This window comes from Fulvimarina thalattae (assembly GCF_040239565.1).
Lineage (GTDB): Bacteria > Pseudomonadota > Alphaproteobacteria > Rhizobiales > Rhizobiaceae > Fulvimarina.
Genome location: NZ_JBEHWS010000002.1, coordinates 192,926 through 208,300, shown reverse-complemented (window position 1 = coordinate 208,300; position 15,375 = coordinate 192,926). Strand labels below are relative to the sequence as shown.

Here is a 15,375-nt window from a genome sequence, read left to right as displayed (position 1 = left end):
ACACGATCGCATCCACATCACCCTTCGTGAAGACAGCGGACCCTCTAGCATAGGGTTTTTGGCGCGACAACATGCTCAAGGCCGGTTTCGGCGCCGAATGGCGAACGGTCGCGCAGGGGGCGAAGGATGATCCGAAAAACCCCGGATTTCAAACGGTTTCAGGTGATTGAGTTAGGGCGAACACCGTGCGGATCACCATTGCGTCAGGTGATAAATCCAAGAGCGGGTGCGAGAGCGGCAAAGGCAAGGGCAAGCATGATCAGCAGAACGAGCCAGTTCAGAAGCGTCACGCCGTCATCGGAGAGAATCGATACGAAGCGGCCGAATCCGCTCATCAGCCACCCCGCTCCCAGGCAGAGCTGGATGAACATCTGATCAAAGAAAAACAGGGCCACGATCCCGACGCCGAGCCAGAAGCCGGCGATGATGGAGCGTGGCTCGCCCGCTGCTTCGGGCCGCGTCTCACGTGCCTGAAGCCTGAGAGCGCGAAGCGTGAGGCGCGGTGCGAAAAGCGCGATCAATCCGAGGAGGATCGTTACGCAAGCCGCAATGAACGGCAAAAGGTCGCGGAATTCGGTGGGAACGGCAAATTGCATGGAGGATCGGACGTGCTGGAGAGAAAGACTTCCGACCTATAGACCATGGCGACAAGCCGGCGAAAGCGGTCCGAGTGTTCAAATACTGATCGTTGCCGGTGTAAGCGGGACGGCATCACGTGCAGAGGCTGGCTGTGGCGGCAATGCCGCCCTTGTCAATGCGTCCCGGAATTCGCGACCGCGCTGATGCAGCGGCCCTGAATTTCGACCTTTTCTTTCTTGTCGCCCCAGTGCACCGTCATGGTTCCGTCGTATTCGATGCCGCTCGATGTCTTCTTCGTTTCGTCGATCGAAACGGAGACGTTGATCCGGGGCTCGCCGGCCGACCGCCAGACGGTCGTGACCGTGCCTTCGCGATTCGGCGCCGACTTGCCGCGTTCGAGTTCGCGGACAATGCCATTGGCCATGATGTAACCGCGTTCGAGAAGCGTGGCTCTGCTTTCGCCCGGGGAAGCCATGGTGACGAAAACCAGGGGTTGGGCTTCCTTTGTCTCCATCGTCGGCACGGCATCCGTGCCGCCGGTAAAGCCGCATTGGCTTTCAATCGGCGCCCAATGGAGTTCGCCGAGACGCAGAGCCTGTGCTGGATCGCCGACATTCGGCAAGGCAGTTTGCCCCGGCTCCGTGCTTTCGAAGGGCGGTGGCTCGCTCACCTCGCCAGAATCACCCTGAGCATCGGCGGACATGATGAGGGCGGAGAACGAGGTCATCGCGATAAGGATCAGCCCAAAAAGGCGAAACGTTTTCGGTCCCTGAACTCTCACCGGTCTATCCTCCCTCGCATTTCTCTCGCTGCGTCAGCTTTGGCGCGAAACGTCACAAAAAGCTCTGAGGGTCAATGTCGATCTGCATCTGGACCGACCCCCGTGGCGGTGCAGCGCGTTGAAGCGTCGCACGCAAATAGGACTGAAGCGGGGCACGGCGCGAGCCCTGAATGAGAAGGCGGAAGCGATGGCGGCCGCGCAATACCGCGAGCGGCGCTTCGGCTGGACCGAGAATTTCGAGGTCGGGATCGTCGGGCGCGGCCTGGCGCAGCTGGCGGGCATGATCCTCGGCTTCTTTCTTCGAATTGGCCGAGACGACGATTGCGGCGAGGCGGCCAAACGGCGGAAGCTGGGAGCGCTCCCGCTCGGCGATTTCCCGCGTGTAAAATGCCTCCGCATCGCCCGACGCGATCGCCTGCATCACCGGATGTTCGCTTTGATAGGTCTGGATCAGCCCCCGACTCGCCTTGCCGGTTCGGCCTGCTCGCCCGGTCACCTGATGAAGCAGCTGAAATGTGCGCTCGGCCGCGCGGGGATCGCCGTTCGCAAGGCCGAGATCGGCGTCGATCGCGCCGACCAGCGTCATCATCGGAAAGTGGTGACCCTTGGCGACCAGCTGTGTGCCGATCACGATGTCCGCCTCACCCTCGGCAATCGCGTCAAGCTCCCGGCGCAGACGCCGAGCGCCGCCGGGTAGATCGGATGACAGGAGAATCGTGCGCGCTTCGGGGAGATCGGTCAGCATCTCCTCTGCGATCCGCTCGACGCCGGGCCCACAGGCGACGAGATGATCCAGAGTACCGCATTCCGGGCAGGCTTCCGGCCGGGCAACCTGAAAGCCGCAATGGTGGCATTGCAGGATGCCGCGAAGCCGATGGTCGACGAGCCAGGTGGAGCAGGACGAGCACTGGAAGCGATGGCCGCAGACCCGGCAGAGGGTGAGGGGGGCATAGCCGCGGCGATTGAGGAAGAGCAGCGCCTGCTCGCCCCGACCAACGGTTTCCTTGATCGCGGTGAGGAGAAGCGGCGAGACGAACCGTCCGCGCGGTGGTGGAACTCGTCGCATGTCGACGAGCGATAAATCCGGCATCGAAGCTTCGGCATAGCGGGCTTCGAGCCGCAGATGCCGGTAGCGGCCGAGATCGGCGTTCACCCGCGTTTCGACCGAGGGCGTCGCGGAGGCGAGGATGACCGGGAAACCGCCGACGCGACCGCGCACAACCGCCATGTCGCGGGCATGATAAAAGGTGCGGTCTTCCTGTTTGTAGGCCGGGTCATGCTCCTCGTCGACGATGACGAGGCCGAGCTCCTTGAACGGCAGGAAGAGCGCTGAACGCGCGCCGGCGACGACGCGGACGCGGCCCTCGGTGACCTGCCGCCAGATCTTCTCGCGCATCTTGGGCGCGATGTCGGAATGCCATTCGGCGGGCGGCGCGCCGAAGCGATCGTGGAAGCGGTCGAGAAAGCTCTGGGTGAGGGCAATTTCAGGAAGGAGAATCAGCACCTGCTTGCCGGCATCGAGTGCCGCCGCGACGGCCTCGAAATAGACCTCCGTCTTGCCGGAACCGGTGACGCCTTCGAGAAGCGTGACCGAGAATTCGTGCGCCCGGCCGGTCTCGGCGAGTTCGCCCGCGACCTCGCTCTGCTCGTCGCTCAGCGCGGCGCGTCCATAGCTCGTATCGGGTTCGGCGACGGCAGGCGGTGGCGGAAACTTCACCGTTCTGAAAGCGCCGGCCTTCATCAAACCGTCGACCACCGAGGGCGTCACCCCGGCGGCATGCGCAAGCCCGGACTTCGTCCAAACCGCAGCCTCTTCCGCCGCTTCGAAGATGCGCCGGCGCGCATCCGTCATCCGTTCGGGGCGAGATTCGGTTGCTTCGAGCCCCTCGATCCACGGTTCGGGATCGAACGCCGCCGGCGCACGTAGCGCCATACGCGCGACGAGGCCCGGCGGGGAAAGCGTATAGTCCGCCACCCAGTCGATGAAGCGGCGCATTTCTGCCCCAAGGGGCGGGCAATCGAAAGAATGGGTGATTGGCCGCAGCTTCTTCGGATCGATTGATTCGTTTTTGTCGGCTTCCGCGTCCCAGACGACGCCGGCCACCTGACGCGGACCGAGGGGCACCTGCACGATCGCACCCGGCTCGACCGTCATACCTTCCGGTACGGCGTAGGAATATGGCCGGCCTACCGGAAGCGGCACGAGGACGGGTACGGTCGTCTGCGGAAAGAGGTCGCCACTCGCCGTCACGCCGGATCCTGATTCGATGGGTTTCGCCATTGGGCGAGGATATAGGAATCGGCTGCGGCACATAACAAAAGCGCCGCGGGGAAGCCACGGCGCTTTATGGATCGAGATGTTGTCTCGATGCGAATTAGGTCTCGACGGCCTGGAAATGGCTTTCGAGGAAATAGAGACCTTCGTCGACGCCCCGCCCGACTTCGGTCAGGAGGTCTTCGGTAAGGTCGTCACCGGCTTCGCCGGCTTCATCGATGCCTTTCATCAGACCGGCCGACCACTTCGCGTAGGAATCCGACAGGCGTCGCAGATGCGCTTCGGAATCCACGAGATCAAGCGGATAGGGATCAAGCAGCGTGTTCTCGGTCGCGGCCTGAACCGTGCCGTGTGCCTGCCCGCCCAGCGCGGTCAGGCGTTCGGCGATGTCGTCCACGAATTCTTCGGTGGTTTCGTGTAGCTCGTCGAAGAGCTTGTGGACCGCGATGAAGTTGAGACCCTTCACGTTCCAGTGGGCCTGCTTCGTTTGGTAAGTGAGGTCGAGTGCCGTCGCGAGATGGGTCTGCAGAAGCTGCACCATCGCGCCGCGCGTGTTCTCGGAGAGGGGATGCTTGGTGGCGTGCAGGGACGCCTGGCCTTTGGTTGCCATGATGTCGTACCTTTGAAATGCAATAATAACGTTGTCGCCCGACCCAGCTTTCCAGTGCCAACCATTTTGCGGCCGGATGCCGTTGGGCGTTTCGAAATGTTTAATAGCTCCCGCGCATGTCAGTTCCATCACGGCAGGATGGCCGCACCGTTCACTTCTTCTGTAGCTGGATAAGCGTTTCGGAAGAGCCTAGGCCGCGCGGCAGTCCGCGCAGGAGCCGATGAGTTCGATATTGGCGCGGCGGACGGCAAAGCCGCGATCCTCGCCGCGACGGGTGAGATCTCCGGTGAGATCCGCATCCTCGAATTCCGTCACGCTCCCGCAGGTCTCGCAGATCATGAATCCGGTCGCCGAATGGGCTGTGCAGCCGCCATGACTGCAGGCGACAAAGGCGTTGAGGCTTTCGAGCCGATGGGCGCTGCCAATCGCAACCAGCTTGTCGAGCGCGCGATAGACCTGAAGCGGCGCCTTGAGACCCTCGCCGCGCAGTCGATCGAGGATCGCATAGGCACTCATGGGGCGTTCCGCTGCGCGTAATTCGCCGAGGACGAGCGACTGGTTGCGCGTCAGCTTTGCGGGCTGTGCTTCTTGATGGTGATGGACGGGGTGATTGCTCATCGTGCGTCGATCTCCCGAGCAGGAGTTTTCCGCAAGTCCGGTAGTTTGAACTGAGCGATCAGAAACAGCGCCAGAGCCGCTACGACGATTGACGGACCGGACGGCGTGTCGAAATTGAGCGATCCGTAGAGGCCGAAGATAACCGAAGCCGCGCCGAACAGGGCTGCGAGGCCGGCCATCAGCTCGGGCGTTGCCGCAAAGCGCCGTGCGGTCGCTGCCGGGATGAGGAGGAGGGCGGTGACGAGAAGCGCGCCGACGATCTTGAGCGCCATAGCAACGACCCCGGCCATGAGAAGGAAGAAGACGATATCGACCCGGCCGGGCGAATGGCCCTCGGCCTGCGCGATCTCAGGGCTTACCGTCGCGGCAAAGAGCGGGCGCCAGATGAAGGCGAGGACTGCAAGCACCAGCGCGCCGCCGAGCCATATCTGGAGAATGTCGAGTTGGGAGACGGCGAGGATGTCACCGAAAAGATAGCCCATCAGGTCGACCCGCACGCTGCCGAGGAAGGAGAGCGCGACAAGACCGATCGCCAGCGCCGAATGGGACAGAAGTCCGAGCAGCGTATCGGAGGCAATTGAGCCGGAACGGCGGAGCCCGAGAAGCGACAGGGCGACGAGAACGGAGACGGCGAACACCGCCACCGTCATATTCGCCTCGAACAGAAAAGCGATCGCAACGCCCAGAAGTGCGGCATGGGAGAGCGTATCGCCGAAATAGGCGAGCCGGCGCCAGACGACGAAGCAGCCGAGCGGCCCGGCGACAAGGGCAACGCCGACACCCGCAATTAAAGCTCTGGTGAAGAAATCATCGAGCATTGCCGGTTTCCTCCATGGACTTGTCGTCAAACGTCATGATGCCCTTAGCCGAGGCGTGCCCGTGATGCTCTTCGCCGTGGTGGTGATGATGGCCATGGCCGCAACCGTCGCCATGGTCGTGTGACACTCCATCCTCGCCATAGGCGATTCGGCCGTCCGGCAGGTGGACGTGATCGTGGTCGTGTTCGTAGACCGCCAGTGTTTCGGCTGCCCGTGCCCCAAACAGCTGGCGATATTCTGGCATGGCCGCCACCGCGCGCGGCGCGCCGTGGCAGCAGACATGGCCATTGAGGCAGAGCACCCGGTCGGTCGCGGCCATCACCAGATGCAGATCGTGCGAGACGAGGAGCACCGCGCAGCCGATCTCCTTGCGGATCGCCTGGATCAGTTCGTAGAGCGCCACCTCACCGCCGAGATCGACGCCCTGGGCCGGTTCGTCGAGCACCAGAAGGTCAGGGCGCCGGGCAATCGCTCGTGCGAGTGCAACCCGCTGGAACTCTCCGCCAGAGAGATCGGCCAGTTGCGTCTTCGCCAGATGAGCGACGCCGGTGCGTTCAAGCGCCGCGTCGACTTCTGAGGGCTTCAGCGGCGCTGTCAGGCGCATGAACCGGTCGACGCTGAGCGGTAGCGTCCGATCGACGGAAAGCTTCTGTGGCACATAGCCGACGCGGATCGAGGCCTGCCTTTCGACGACGCCTTCGTCGGCCGGGAGGATGCCGAGCGCGAGCTTGGCCGTGGTCGACTTGCCCGCACCATTCGGGCCGATCAACGTCACGATCTCGCCTCTGGCGATTTCGAGATTGACGCCCCTGATGAGCCAGCGTCCCGAACGGGCGATGCCGACACCCTTCAGTGCAAGAAGGGGTGTATTCGGGCTCGTACCTTTCAGCGGCTGCGTCAGGGTGTTTCCGAAAAATTTTGGTGGGCTGAGGGTCATACGGCTTGGCTTGAGCGATGTTATAATATAACGGTCATGAGAGTAACGTTATAACATTCTGATGCACATGTCGCGGAGAAAACGACGATGTCCCAACTGATCCTCACTCATATCCGGCTGTCCAAGTCGCTGTTTCTCGGTTTGTCGGTCTTGGGTCTGACCGCCGGCCAGGCGCAGGCCGCACCGAAGGTCGTCGCCTCGATCAAGCCGGTCCATTCACTTGTCGCAGCTGTGATGGATGGGGTCGGATCGCCCGACCTTGTGGTCGACGGAGCCGGCTCGCCCCATGCCTATGCGATGCGCCCGTCTCAGGCTGCGACATTGCAGGATGCCGATCTCGTTTTCTGGGTCGGCCCATCGCTGGAGAGCTTTCTGGTCAAGCCGGTCGAAACCCTTGGGGACGGCAAATCGGTGACGTTGATGGATGCAGATGCCGATGACGACCACGCCGGCGAGCACGGCGACGGACATGATCATGTGGCCCATGAAGAGGAGGGGGCCGAAGACGAAGACGGTCATCATCACCATGAAGGCGCCGATCCGCATATCTGGCTTGATCCGGTCGAGGCTGGAGAAATGGTTCATCGCATCGAAGAAGCGCTCGCCGAAGCTGATCCCGAGAACGCTGCGGCCTATGAGGCGAACGCCGAGAAGCTCGAAACGCGCCTGACCGAACTGACCGGCGAAATCGAGACGACGGTCGCGCCGGTCAAGGACACGCCGTTCGTCGTTTTCCACGATGCGTATGAGCATTTTTCGGAGCGCTTCGGCATCGAACCTGAAGCCAGCGTCACGCTCAGCCCCGATCGCACGCCAAGCGCCGCGCATATCGCCGAGGTTCAGGGCATTCTGCAGGAAACACAGGCTGCCTGCATCTTCGCAGAGCCGCAGTTCGAGCCGAAACTTGTGGATGTGCTGATCGAGGGAACATCGACGCGAAAGGCCGTGCTCGATCCGTTGGGCGCCGATCTCACCGACGGCCCTGATCTCTACTTCGAACTCATGCGCAATCTCGCCGGCTCGCTGCGCGATTGCCTCGGCGGGGAGAGCTGATCTCTTCCTGCGCCGGTTCTTAGCGCCGAGGTCATGTTCTCGCGTAAAAGAAAAAAGCCGGCGCGCTCGATGTGAGCACGCCGGCCGAGATGAACCGCTAAGCGGCTATCGGTCTGTTCGACTTAGTTGGAGGCGCCGTCCAGTTCTTCGGTTTCAGACGAGCCATCCATGCTGCTCGAACCCGAGGAGCTGTCCATCGAGCTGGACCCGGACGAGCTGTCCATCGAGTCCGACGTCGACGAACTGCCGGTGGCCGCCGCGCCAGCTTCAGGTGCGCGCTGGGCACCCATGACGCGGCCGCTCGTATCGATCATCATGAGGACCTGTTCGCCATCGGGCGTCTGGGCCTGGACCATGTACGCGGCATCCATGATCTCTGCGTCTTCGTAGCCGGCGTCCTCAAGCGCTTTCAGCACCTTTTCTTGCGAGGCGACCATGTCTTCGGTCGACATCGGAGTGTTGCTCGTGGTGCTCGCGGAGCTCGAGCTAGTGCTGGACTCTGACGTTGTGGCGGCACCGGTGCTGCCGTTCGTCATGTCGCTTGATGAGTCGCTGGACTGGGCAAGAGCCGGGCCCATGCTGAGTGCGATCACGGACGTTGCGAGAATGAGCTTCTTCATAGCGAAGTGTCCTCTTGTTTTTTCATGATTGGCCCTTGGCCGATCATGATTGGAATTCGGCATGAGAGCTGCGCGGATCAAAAGCGCTAACATTCTGATCCAAAATGGCTCTCTTGGCCGTCCTTGGTGTGCGAAACGTTGTGTTGTCGCTTCTGGGGGGCACAATGCATGGGAGGCGAGAGCGTTCAAATTGTTTAGCGGAAATTTGCATTAATCTTTGGAAATGCGCGGTTCACAAAACGTTGCCGGAAATCGACTTGGCGTTGCGGAATGTATTCATTTCTAAGCCAGTTGCCTGGCTGCATATTTACTTCAGCAGCGAATGGTCAGTCCGACCGATGATCATGTAAACGATCCGCACGGCTTCGGGCGCGAATGCGAACAGCCCAAGCTTCGCATGAAGGGTTGCGGAGGAACGAAGTTCGACGGCAGACTGCCGGCGTGACTCCAGCCTTATACCCAATCTCGGATGACATCATGACCGTCACGCTCGGCCTCGATCTCGGGACCTCCTCCCTGAAAGCGCTTCTCGTCGGAGACGACGGCAAGCCGATCGCCTCTGCGACCGAGCATCTCACCGTAGAGCGGCCGGCCTTCGGATGGTCCGAGCAGAACCCGGAGAGCTGGATCGTCGCCTGCGAGGCCGTTCTGTCCCATCTCAAGCGCGACCATGCCGACGCGCTTGCCGCCGTCGAAGGCATCGGTCTCTCCGGTCATATGCATGGCGCCACCCTAATCGATGCGGACGACAATCCGCTGCGCCCCTGCATTCTCTGGAACGATACGCGGGCGGCGAGCGAGGCGGCTAATCTCGATGACGACGAATCGCGAAAGATCACCGGCAATATCGTCTTTCCGGGCTTTACCGCACCGAAGCTCGACTGGGTTCGCGCAAATGAGCCGGAGGTTTTCGAAAAGGTGGGAGCCGTCCTACTGCCGAAGGACTATCTGCGACTCTGGCTCACCGGCGAGCGGGTCTCGGAAATGTCCGATGCCGCCGGAACCTCCTGGCTCGATACCGGCGCCCGGGACTGGTCGGACCGGATGCTGGAACGCACACATCTCTCCCGCTCCAACATGCCACGTCTCGTCGAAGGCACGGAGGTTTCAGGCGAATTGCGCGCCGAACTTGCCGAGCGCTTCGGTCTGAAGAAGGGTGTAAAGGTCGCCGGCGGGGCGGGCGATAATGCAGCCTCGGCCTGCGGTGTCGGCGTGTCGGAACCCGGCAGCGGTTTCCTCTCCCTCGGCACGTCCGGCGTCCTCTTCACGCCGGCGGCCGGGTACGAACCGGCGCCCGAAACTGCGATCCACACCTTCTGCCACGCCCTTCCCGGCCTCTGGCATCAGATGGGCGTGACGCTTTCGGCAGCGGGCTCGATCGAATGGCTCTCCAAGCTGCTCCACGAAAAGCCGGGCGACCTGACCGGCGCCCTCGGCGAGCACGTGTCGGCACCGGGCCGGCTCACCTTCCTCCCGTATCTCTCCGGCGAGCGCACGCCGCATAACGACGCCGAGATTCGCGGCGTCTTCGCCGGACTGGAAGCCGATACAGGTCGTGAAGCGATGACACGGGCTGTGATGGAGGGTGTCGCCTTCTCCATGCGCGACTGTCTGGAGGCCGGCGCTGCCTCTTCCCGTCCGAAACGGCTTGTCGCCGTCGGTGCCGGGGCGCGCTCGGCCTACTGGCTGCAACTTATGGCGACGGTTCTGAAGACCGAGATCGTATTGCCTGAGGCGGGCGATTTCGGCGCGGCCCTTGGTGCCGCCCGTCTCGGCCGATGCGCAGCAACGGGCGAGGACCCGTCCTCCGTCATGACCATTCCGCCGATCGCGAAAAGCTTCGAACCTCAAGCGGATATGGAAGACGCGTTCGAAGAAGCCTACGGTCACTACCGGGCGCTCTACCCGGCGATCGCGGCTTTGAGTACCCAAAATGGCTGACGGCCGCCTCGATCAGTTGGCGAGGAGACCGCGCATCAGCGTTGTGACACCGAAGCTTTCGAGGACGACCCAGCCGACGATCGCGCCGTAGAGGGCGAGCAGCATGACGCATTCGCCGCGCTTCAGCACCATGGAGGTGCGAAGCGCCACGAAGAGAGCGATCGTCGCAAGTGTCAGCAGGCCCATCATGGGCGCGGCGACGGAGAACACGATGACAGTCGTGCCGGCGACCATCACGCCGGCGGGGATGGCGACGAGCAGATCGAAAATGTTCGAGCCGAGGACGTTGCCGATCGAAATCACCCCATTGCCTCTGGAGGCCGCGCGCACCGAGATGAAGGCGTCCGGGATCGAGGTCCCTGCCGCGATCACCGTGAAGCCCCAGAGAAAGCTCGGCGTGTCGAAGATCTCGCCGAAGCTGATCGCGGCGCGAACCAGACCTTCGACGCCTGCGACGATAGCGAGAAGCGAGGCCCCGAAGATCAGCAATTGTTTGCCGACCGCGATGGCCGGCTTCTCCTCGTCGTCTTCGCTGTCGACGGTCTCAAGATACTGAACGAAGACATAGAGGCCATAGAGCCCGATCGGGATCAGGGCGAGGAGACGATTGACCTCGCCGTCCACGGTCCCATTGCCCGTGTCGACCGGGAAATAGATCACGGCGAAACAGAAGGTGAGCAGCAGCACCGCTACCGAGATCATGTAGAACTGGGCTTCCTTGAAAACGAGCTCGCGATTGCTCTCAAGTCGGCCCTCCTTGGCAAAAAGTCCGGAGAGGGCAGGGATCACGAGGATATTGAAGATCGCCGAGCCGACGATCGCGGCGACGCCGAGCTGGAATTCACCGTGGATGAGCGCCGAGATCACAGTCGTCGCCAGCTCCGGAAAGCTCGATCCGACGGCGACCACGATCGTGCCCTGCACGACCGGCGGCAATCCGTAGTGCTGGGACAGTTTCTCGCTCGATCCTTCGAGTGCGCCGCTCGCCTTCCAGACGATGGCGATCGAGGCGGCTGCAACCGCGATCCAGATCAGTATCGTCAAGGGCTCAACCACTGTCGCTTCGCGTTAAGCGCTCGAAACTAGCGCTTGCGCGAGCCCGGCAAGCCCGGTTCCGGGACCCGACCGGGCCTCCGTTGTCTCTAGCAGCACTTCGCCGGAGTCGAGAACCCGATCCCGTCAGGCATAGCTTTGCTGGTGATCGCCGCCTGCGCGATTAGCCACCGATGCGCGGGGTCGACAGGAATGATACCTGGATGCAAGGCGTTTGCCCTCATTGGTAGCAGTCGCAAAAAGCATCAATTCGGTTAACCAGCGACAAGCCGCCCCTCTTTTCAATCGGCTTCCGTTTACGTAAATGTATAGAACGTAATCTTTGACGTCGGTATTCGGGCGACTGCACGCTCGGCCTTCATGCCAGCGGCCGGACTCGCCGAATTCCGTCGTGGGGACTGGAAACAAAACCTATTCGCCTACGTTAGTTTGCATTGGACGGGGTGAAGCAACGAGGAGTGCATCTGCATGTCTTGGCGAGCCGAGAAGCTGACCCGTCCGATCTATAAGTGGGCGAAGGGCGTGATGCCCGCGATTTCCGAGACCGAGAAAGAGGCGATTGACGCCGGCACGGTTTGGTTCGATCGCGAACTCTTCACCGGCAATCCGAACTGGCAGAGCCTCGTCGACATGCCTCCGGCCAAGCTGACCGAGGAAGAACAGAATTTCCTCGACGGGCCGGCATCCGAACTCTGCGCGATGATCGACGACTGGAAAATCATCAGCGAGGATCACGATCTGCCGCCGGAAGCCTGGGCTTACATGCGCGAAAACAAGTTTTTCGGCATGATCATCCCCAAGGAGTATGGCGGGCTCGGCTTTTCCAACACCGCCCATTCGGAAGTCGTCCGCAAAGTCTCGTCCTGCTCGGTAGCGGCCGGCGTCACCGTCATGGTGCCGAACTCGCTCGGACCGGGCGAGCTGATGCTTCACTTCGGTACGCAGGAACAGCGCGACTATTGGCTGCCCCGTCTTGCGGACGGCCGCGAAATTCCGTGCTTCGGCCTCACGTCGCCTGAAGCCGGTTCAGACGCGGCCGCGATGACGGATACCGGCGTTGTCGAATATGGCCAGCATGAGGGCAAGGAAGTTCTCGGCATCCGCCTCAACTTCGAAAAGCGCTACATCACGCTGGCCCCGGTCGCCACCGTCATGGGCCTTGCCTTCAAGATGCGCGATCCCGAGAACCATCTCGGTCGCGGCGAAAATCTCGGCATTACTGTCGCCCTGATCCCGACCTCGACGCCGGGCGTCGACCAGAGTGAACGTCACGTTCCGCTCAACACCTATTTCCAGAACGGCCCGCTCTACGGCAAGGATGTCTTTATCCCGATGGACTGGATCCTCGGCGGTGAGAAGCAGATTGGCCAGGGCTGGACCATGCTGATGACAGCGCTCGCGGCTGGTCGCGGCATTTCGCTTCCGTCGCAATCCGGTGCTTCGGCTGCTATGTGCGCCCGCGTATCGGGTGCCTATTCGCGCGTCCGCACCCAGTTCGGCGTGCCGATCGGCAAGTTCGAGGGCATTCAGGAGCCGCTCGCCGATATCGCGGCGAACGCCTATCTCATCGATGCCGCGCGCCGGCTTACGGTCGCCGCGCTCGACGAAGGGCACAAGCCGTCCGTCATCTCCGCAATCATGAAGGCCAACGCCACCTATAGGATGCGCGAGTCGATCGAGCGCTCCATGGATATCCATGGCGGCAAGGCGATCATCGAGGGCCCGAAGAACTATATGGCGCCCGCCTATCGCGGCGTTCCGATCGGGATCACGGTCGAAGGCGCAAATATTCTGACGCGCAGCCTGATGATCTTCGGTCAGGGCGCCATTCGCGCCCATCCCTATATGCTGAAGGAGCTGCTCGCCCTTTCCAACAAGGACGAGAAGGAAGGGCTCAAGGAGTTCGACAAGGCCTTCTGGGCTCATGTCGGTCATTCCGTGAAAAACACCTTCCGCGCCTTCTGGCGTGGCTGGACGGGTGGGCTCGCGGCGCCCGCACCCAAGGCGGCGATGACGAGCCATTGGCGCCAGCTGTCGCGCCTCTCGTCGGCCTTCGCGATGTTGTCGGACTTGGCGCTCCTCACACTCGGAGGCAATCTGAAACGCCGCGAGATGATTTCCGCGCGTCTCGGCGACATCCTGTCCGAGCTCTATCTCCTTGCGGCCTGCCTCAAGCGCTTCGAGACCGAAGGCCGTCCGGAAGCCGATCGGCCCATCATCGAACTCATCATGCAGAAGGGCATCAACCGGATCGCGCTCGCGTTCAACGGCGTTCTCGACAACCTGCCTGCCCGTTGGGCGGCATCACTGACGCGCTTCGTAGCCTTCCCGCTGGGCGTACCCTACCAGCAGCCGGCTGACGATCTCGTCCGCGAAGTCGCCGATATTCTGCTGCGTCCGTCCTCGCAGCGTGACCGTCTCACGCCGGATCTCTATCTCGGCGAGCATCGTGATGATCATCCGATCGCGGATCTGGAACGGGCGTTCATTCTCGCCCACGAATGCGAGCCGATCGAGAAGAAGATGCGCGGAGCGAAGCTTTCCAACGCCGAAAAGGCGCGCGGCGACGGCGTCATCACGGCCGAGGAATTCGAAACGTTCTCCGCATTTAAAGCCGCACAGCGCAAGGTCGTCGAAGTCGATGCCTTCAAGATGTCCGAGGTTTCGCGCTTCACGGCGGACGATGCGCGCGGCACCGGCGACAATTCCCCTGAAATCCATCGCGAGGCTGCCGAGTAATGCCGAAGTCGGTCTACATCGTAGACGGTTCCCGCACGCCCTTTATCAAGGCGCGTGGGAAACCGGGACCCTTCACGCCTGTCGATCTGGCCGTCCAGTGTGGGCGGCCACTTCTGATGCGCCAGCCCTTCCCGCAGTCGGCGATCGACCTCGTCATTCTCGGCTGCGTCAATGTCATCGCCGACGAGATGAACCCGGCGCGCGTGGCCTCGCTTCGCCTCGGCATTTCCGACGAGACGCCGGCTTTTTCGGTGCAGATCAACTGCGGCTCGGGAATGCAGTCGATCGATACGGCCTTCCGCTACATCGAGCGCGGTACAGCCGATATCGTTCTGGCAGGTGGCGCGGAAGCGCTGAGCCACTCACCGCTCGTCCTTCGTCGCGGCGCGGTCGACTGGTTCGCCCAGATGGCCGGCGCGAAGACGGCCGGCCAGAAGCTGAAGGCTGTGGGCGGCCTGAAAGCGGATTATTTCAAGCCGGTCATCGGCCTCGAGCGGGGCCTCACCGATCCCATCACAGAACTGAACATGGGCCAGACCGCGGAAATCCTGGCCCATCTTTTCGATGTCTCCCGGCGCGATGCCGATACATTCGCGGTGGAAAGCCATCATCGCCTCGCCAAGGCGACCGAAGAGGGCTGGTTCAAGCATGAGATGCTGCCAACCGTCGCGCGGGATGGCTCGGTCTACGAGAAGGACGACGGCGTTCGCCCGGATTCGGACGTCAAATCGCTCGGCAAGCTGAAGCCGGTCTTCGAGCGTCCTTACGGCAAGGTGACGCCGGGCAACGCTTCCCAGATTACCGACGGCGCTTCCTGGACGATTCTCGCTTCGGAAGATGCGGTTCAGTGCCATGGTCTGACGCCGATCGCCCGCATCGTCGATTCCGAATGGGGGGCTCTCGATCCTTCGATCATGGGCCTCGGCCCTGTAGTCTCGACCGCGCCGATCCTGAGGCGTCAGGAGATGGCGGTTGCTGATGTCGATCTCTGGGAGATCAACGAAGCCTTTGCTGCCCAAGTGCTCGCCTGCGTGAAGGCACTCGACGACAAGACGATCGCCGACGAGGTGCTTGGGCTCAACGGAGCCGGCGGGCGCATTCCGCTTGACCGGCTCAATGTCGATGGCGGCGCGATTTCTCTCGGCCACCCGGTCGGCACCAGCGGCAACCGCATCACGCTCCATCTCGCCAACGCCATGAAGCGCCTCGGCAAGAAACGCGGCATTGCGACCGAATGCATCGGTGGCGGCCAGGGCGGCGCAATGCTGCTCGAAGCTGCCTGATTTTTTCGAACCACGTGAATGAGGCGGTCTGGCCGCCTCTCTCGATACGATAGCGCTCCGGCGACCAG

At 62.2% G+C, this 15,375-nt stretch carries 13 protein-coding genes; 4 read left to right on the top strand and 9 right to left on the bottom strand.

What is annotated here, in order from left to right; all coding sequences use genetic code 11:
• Positions 1 to 203: 203 nt before the first annotated feature.
• The 7 genes from ABRA89_RS03950 to ABRA89_RS03920 all read right to left on the bottom strand — a co-directional run bounded on the left by ABRA89_RS03950 (position 204) and on the right by ABRA89_RS03920 (position 6,618).
• Complete coding sequence (locus ABRA89_RS03950; protein WP_349940150.1) at positions 204 to 596, bottom strand: AGROH133_08824 family phage infection protein; 393 nt, start codon at positions 594 to 596, stop codon at positions 204 to 206.
• Positions 597 to 751: 155 nt separating this feature from the next.
• Positions 752 to 1,360 (bottom strand): hypothetical protein, encoded by a 609-nt coding sequence (locus tag ABRA89_RS03945; RefSeq protein WP_349940149.1) that lies wholly within the window; start codon positions 1,358 to 1,360, stop codon positions 752 to 754.
• Between the two features lie 52 nt (positions 1,361 to 1,412).
• Entirely contained in the window at positions 1,413 to 3,641 is a 2,229-nt protein-coding gene (locus ABRA89_RS03940) for a primosomal protein N' (RefSeq protein ID WP_349940148.1), read from the bottom strand.
• A gap of 94 nt (positions 3,642 to 3,735) precedes the next feature.
• Positions 3,736 to 4,245: a DNA starvation/stationary phase protection protein Dps gene (gene dps, locus ABRA89_RS03935; protein ID WP_349940147.1), complete on the bottom strand. Its 510-nt coding sequence runs from the start codon at positions 4,243 to 4,245 to the stop codon at positions 3,736 to 3,738.
• A gap of 189 nt (positions 4,246 to 4,434) precedes the next feature.
• A complete protein-coding gene (locus ABRA89_RS03930) occupies positions 4,435 to 4,863 on the bottom strand; it encodes a Fur family transcriptional regulator (RefSeq protein WP_349940146.1) in 429 nt (142 codons plus the stop codon).
• Positions 4,860 to 5,681 carry a metal ABC transporter permease gene (locus ABRA89_RS03925; protein WP_349940145.1) on the bottom strand — a complete coding sequence of 274 codons (822 nt, stop codon included), beginning with the start codon at positions 5,679 to 5,681 and terminating at the stop codon, positions 4,860 to 4,862. Before ABRA89_RS03925 ends, ABRA89_RS03930 begins: the two co-directional genes overlap by 4 nt.
• Positions 5,671 to 6,618, bottom strand: coding sequence for an ATP-binding cassette domain-containing protein (locus ABRA89_RS03920; RefSeq protein ID WP_349940144.1), 948 nt, complete (start codon positions 6,616 to 6,618; stop codon positions 5,671 to 5,673). The genes ABRA89_RS03925 and ABRA89_RS03920 overlap by 11 nt, the downstream gene beginning before the upstream one ends.
• Before the next feature lie 87 nt (positions 6,619 to 6,705).
• On the opposite strand from ABRA89_RS03920, the gene ABRA89_RS03915 reads away from it, so the two are divergent.
• Positions 6,706 to 7,671: a zinc ABC transporter substrate-binding protein gene (locus ABRA89_RS03915; protein WP_349940143.1), complete on the top strand. Its 966-nt coding sequence runs from the start codon at positions 6,706 to 6,708 to the stop codon at positions 7,669 to 7,671.
• A 122-nt stretch (positions 7,672 to 7,793) separates the two neighbouring features.
• Here ABRA89_RS03915 and ABRA89_RS03910 read toward each other — a convergent pair whose 3' ends face one another.
• The gene (locus ABRA89_RS03910; protein ID WP_349940142.1) at positions 7,794 to 8,291 is read right to left on the bottom strand and encodes a hypothetical protein; all 498 of its coding nucleotides are present in this window, start codon (positions 8,289 to 8,291) and stop codon (positions 7,794 to 7,796) included.
• 477 nt (positions 8,292 to 8,768) lie between these two features.
• Between ABRA89_RS03910 and xylB the strand changes: the two genes are divergently transcribed.
• Positions 8,769 to 10,232, top strand: a complete 1,464-nt coding sequence (xylB, locus tag ABRA89_RS03905; protein WP_349940141.1) for a xylulokinase — start codon at positions 8,769 to 8,771, stop codon at positions 10,230 to 10,232.
• Between the two features lie 12 nt (positions 10,233 to 10,244).
• Here xylB and ABRA89_RS03900 read toward each other — a convergent pair whose 3' ends face one another.
• Positions 10,245 to 11,276, bottom strand: coding sequence for a sodium:calcium antiporter (locus ABRA89_RS03900; protein ID WP_349940140.1), 1,032 nt, complete (start codon positions 11,274 to 11,276; stop codon positions 10,245 to 10,247).
• Between the two features lie 477 nt (positions 11,277 to 11,753).
• Between ABRA89_RS03900 and ABRA89_RS03895 the strand changes: the two genes are divergently transcribed.
• Positions 11,754 to 14,024, top strand: a complete 2,271-nt coding sequence (locus ABRA89_RS03895; protein ID WP_349940139.1) for an acyl-CoA dehydrogenase — start codon at positions 11,754 to 11,756, stop codon at positions 14,022 to 14,024.
• Positions 14,024 to 15,307 (top strand): acetyl-CoA C-acetyltransferase, encoded by a 1,284-nt coding sequence (locus ABRA89_RS03890; RefSeq protein ID WP_349940138.1) that lies wholly within the window; start codon positions 14,024 to 14,026, stop codon positions 15,305 to 15,307. The genes ABRA89_RS03895 and ABRA89_RS03890 overlap by 1 nt, the downstream gene beginning before the upstream one ends.
• Positions 15,308 to 15,375 lie beyond the last annotated feature (68 nt).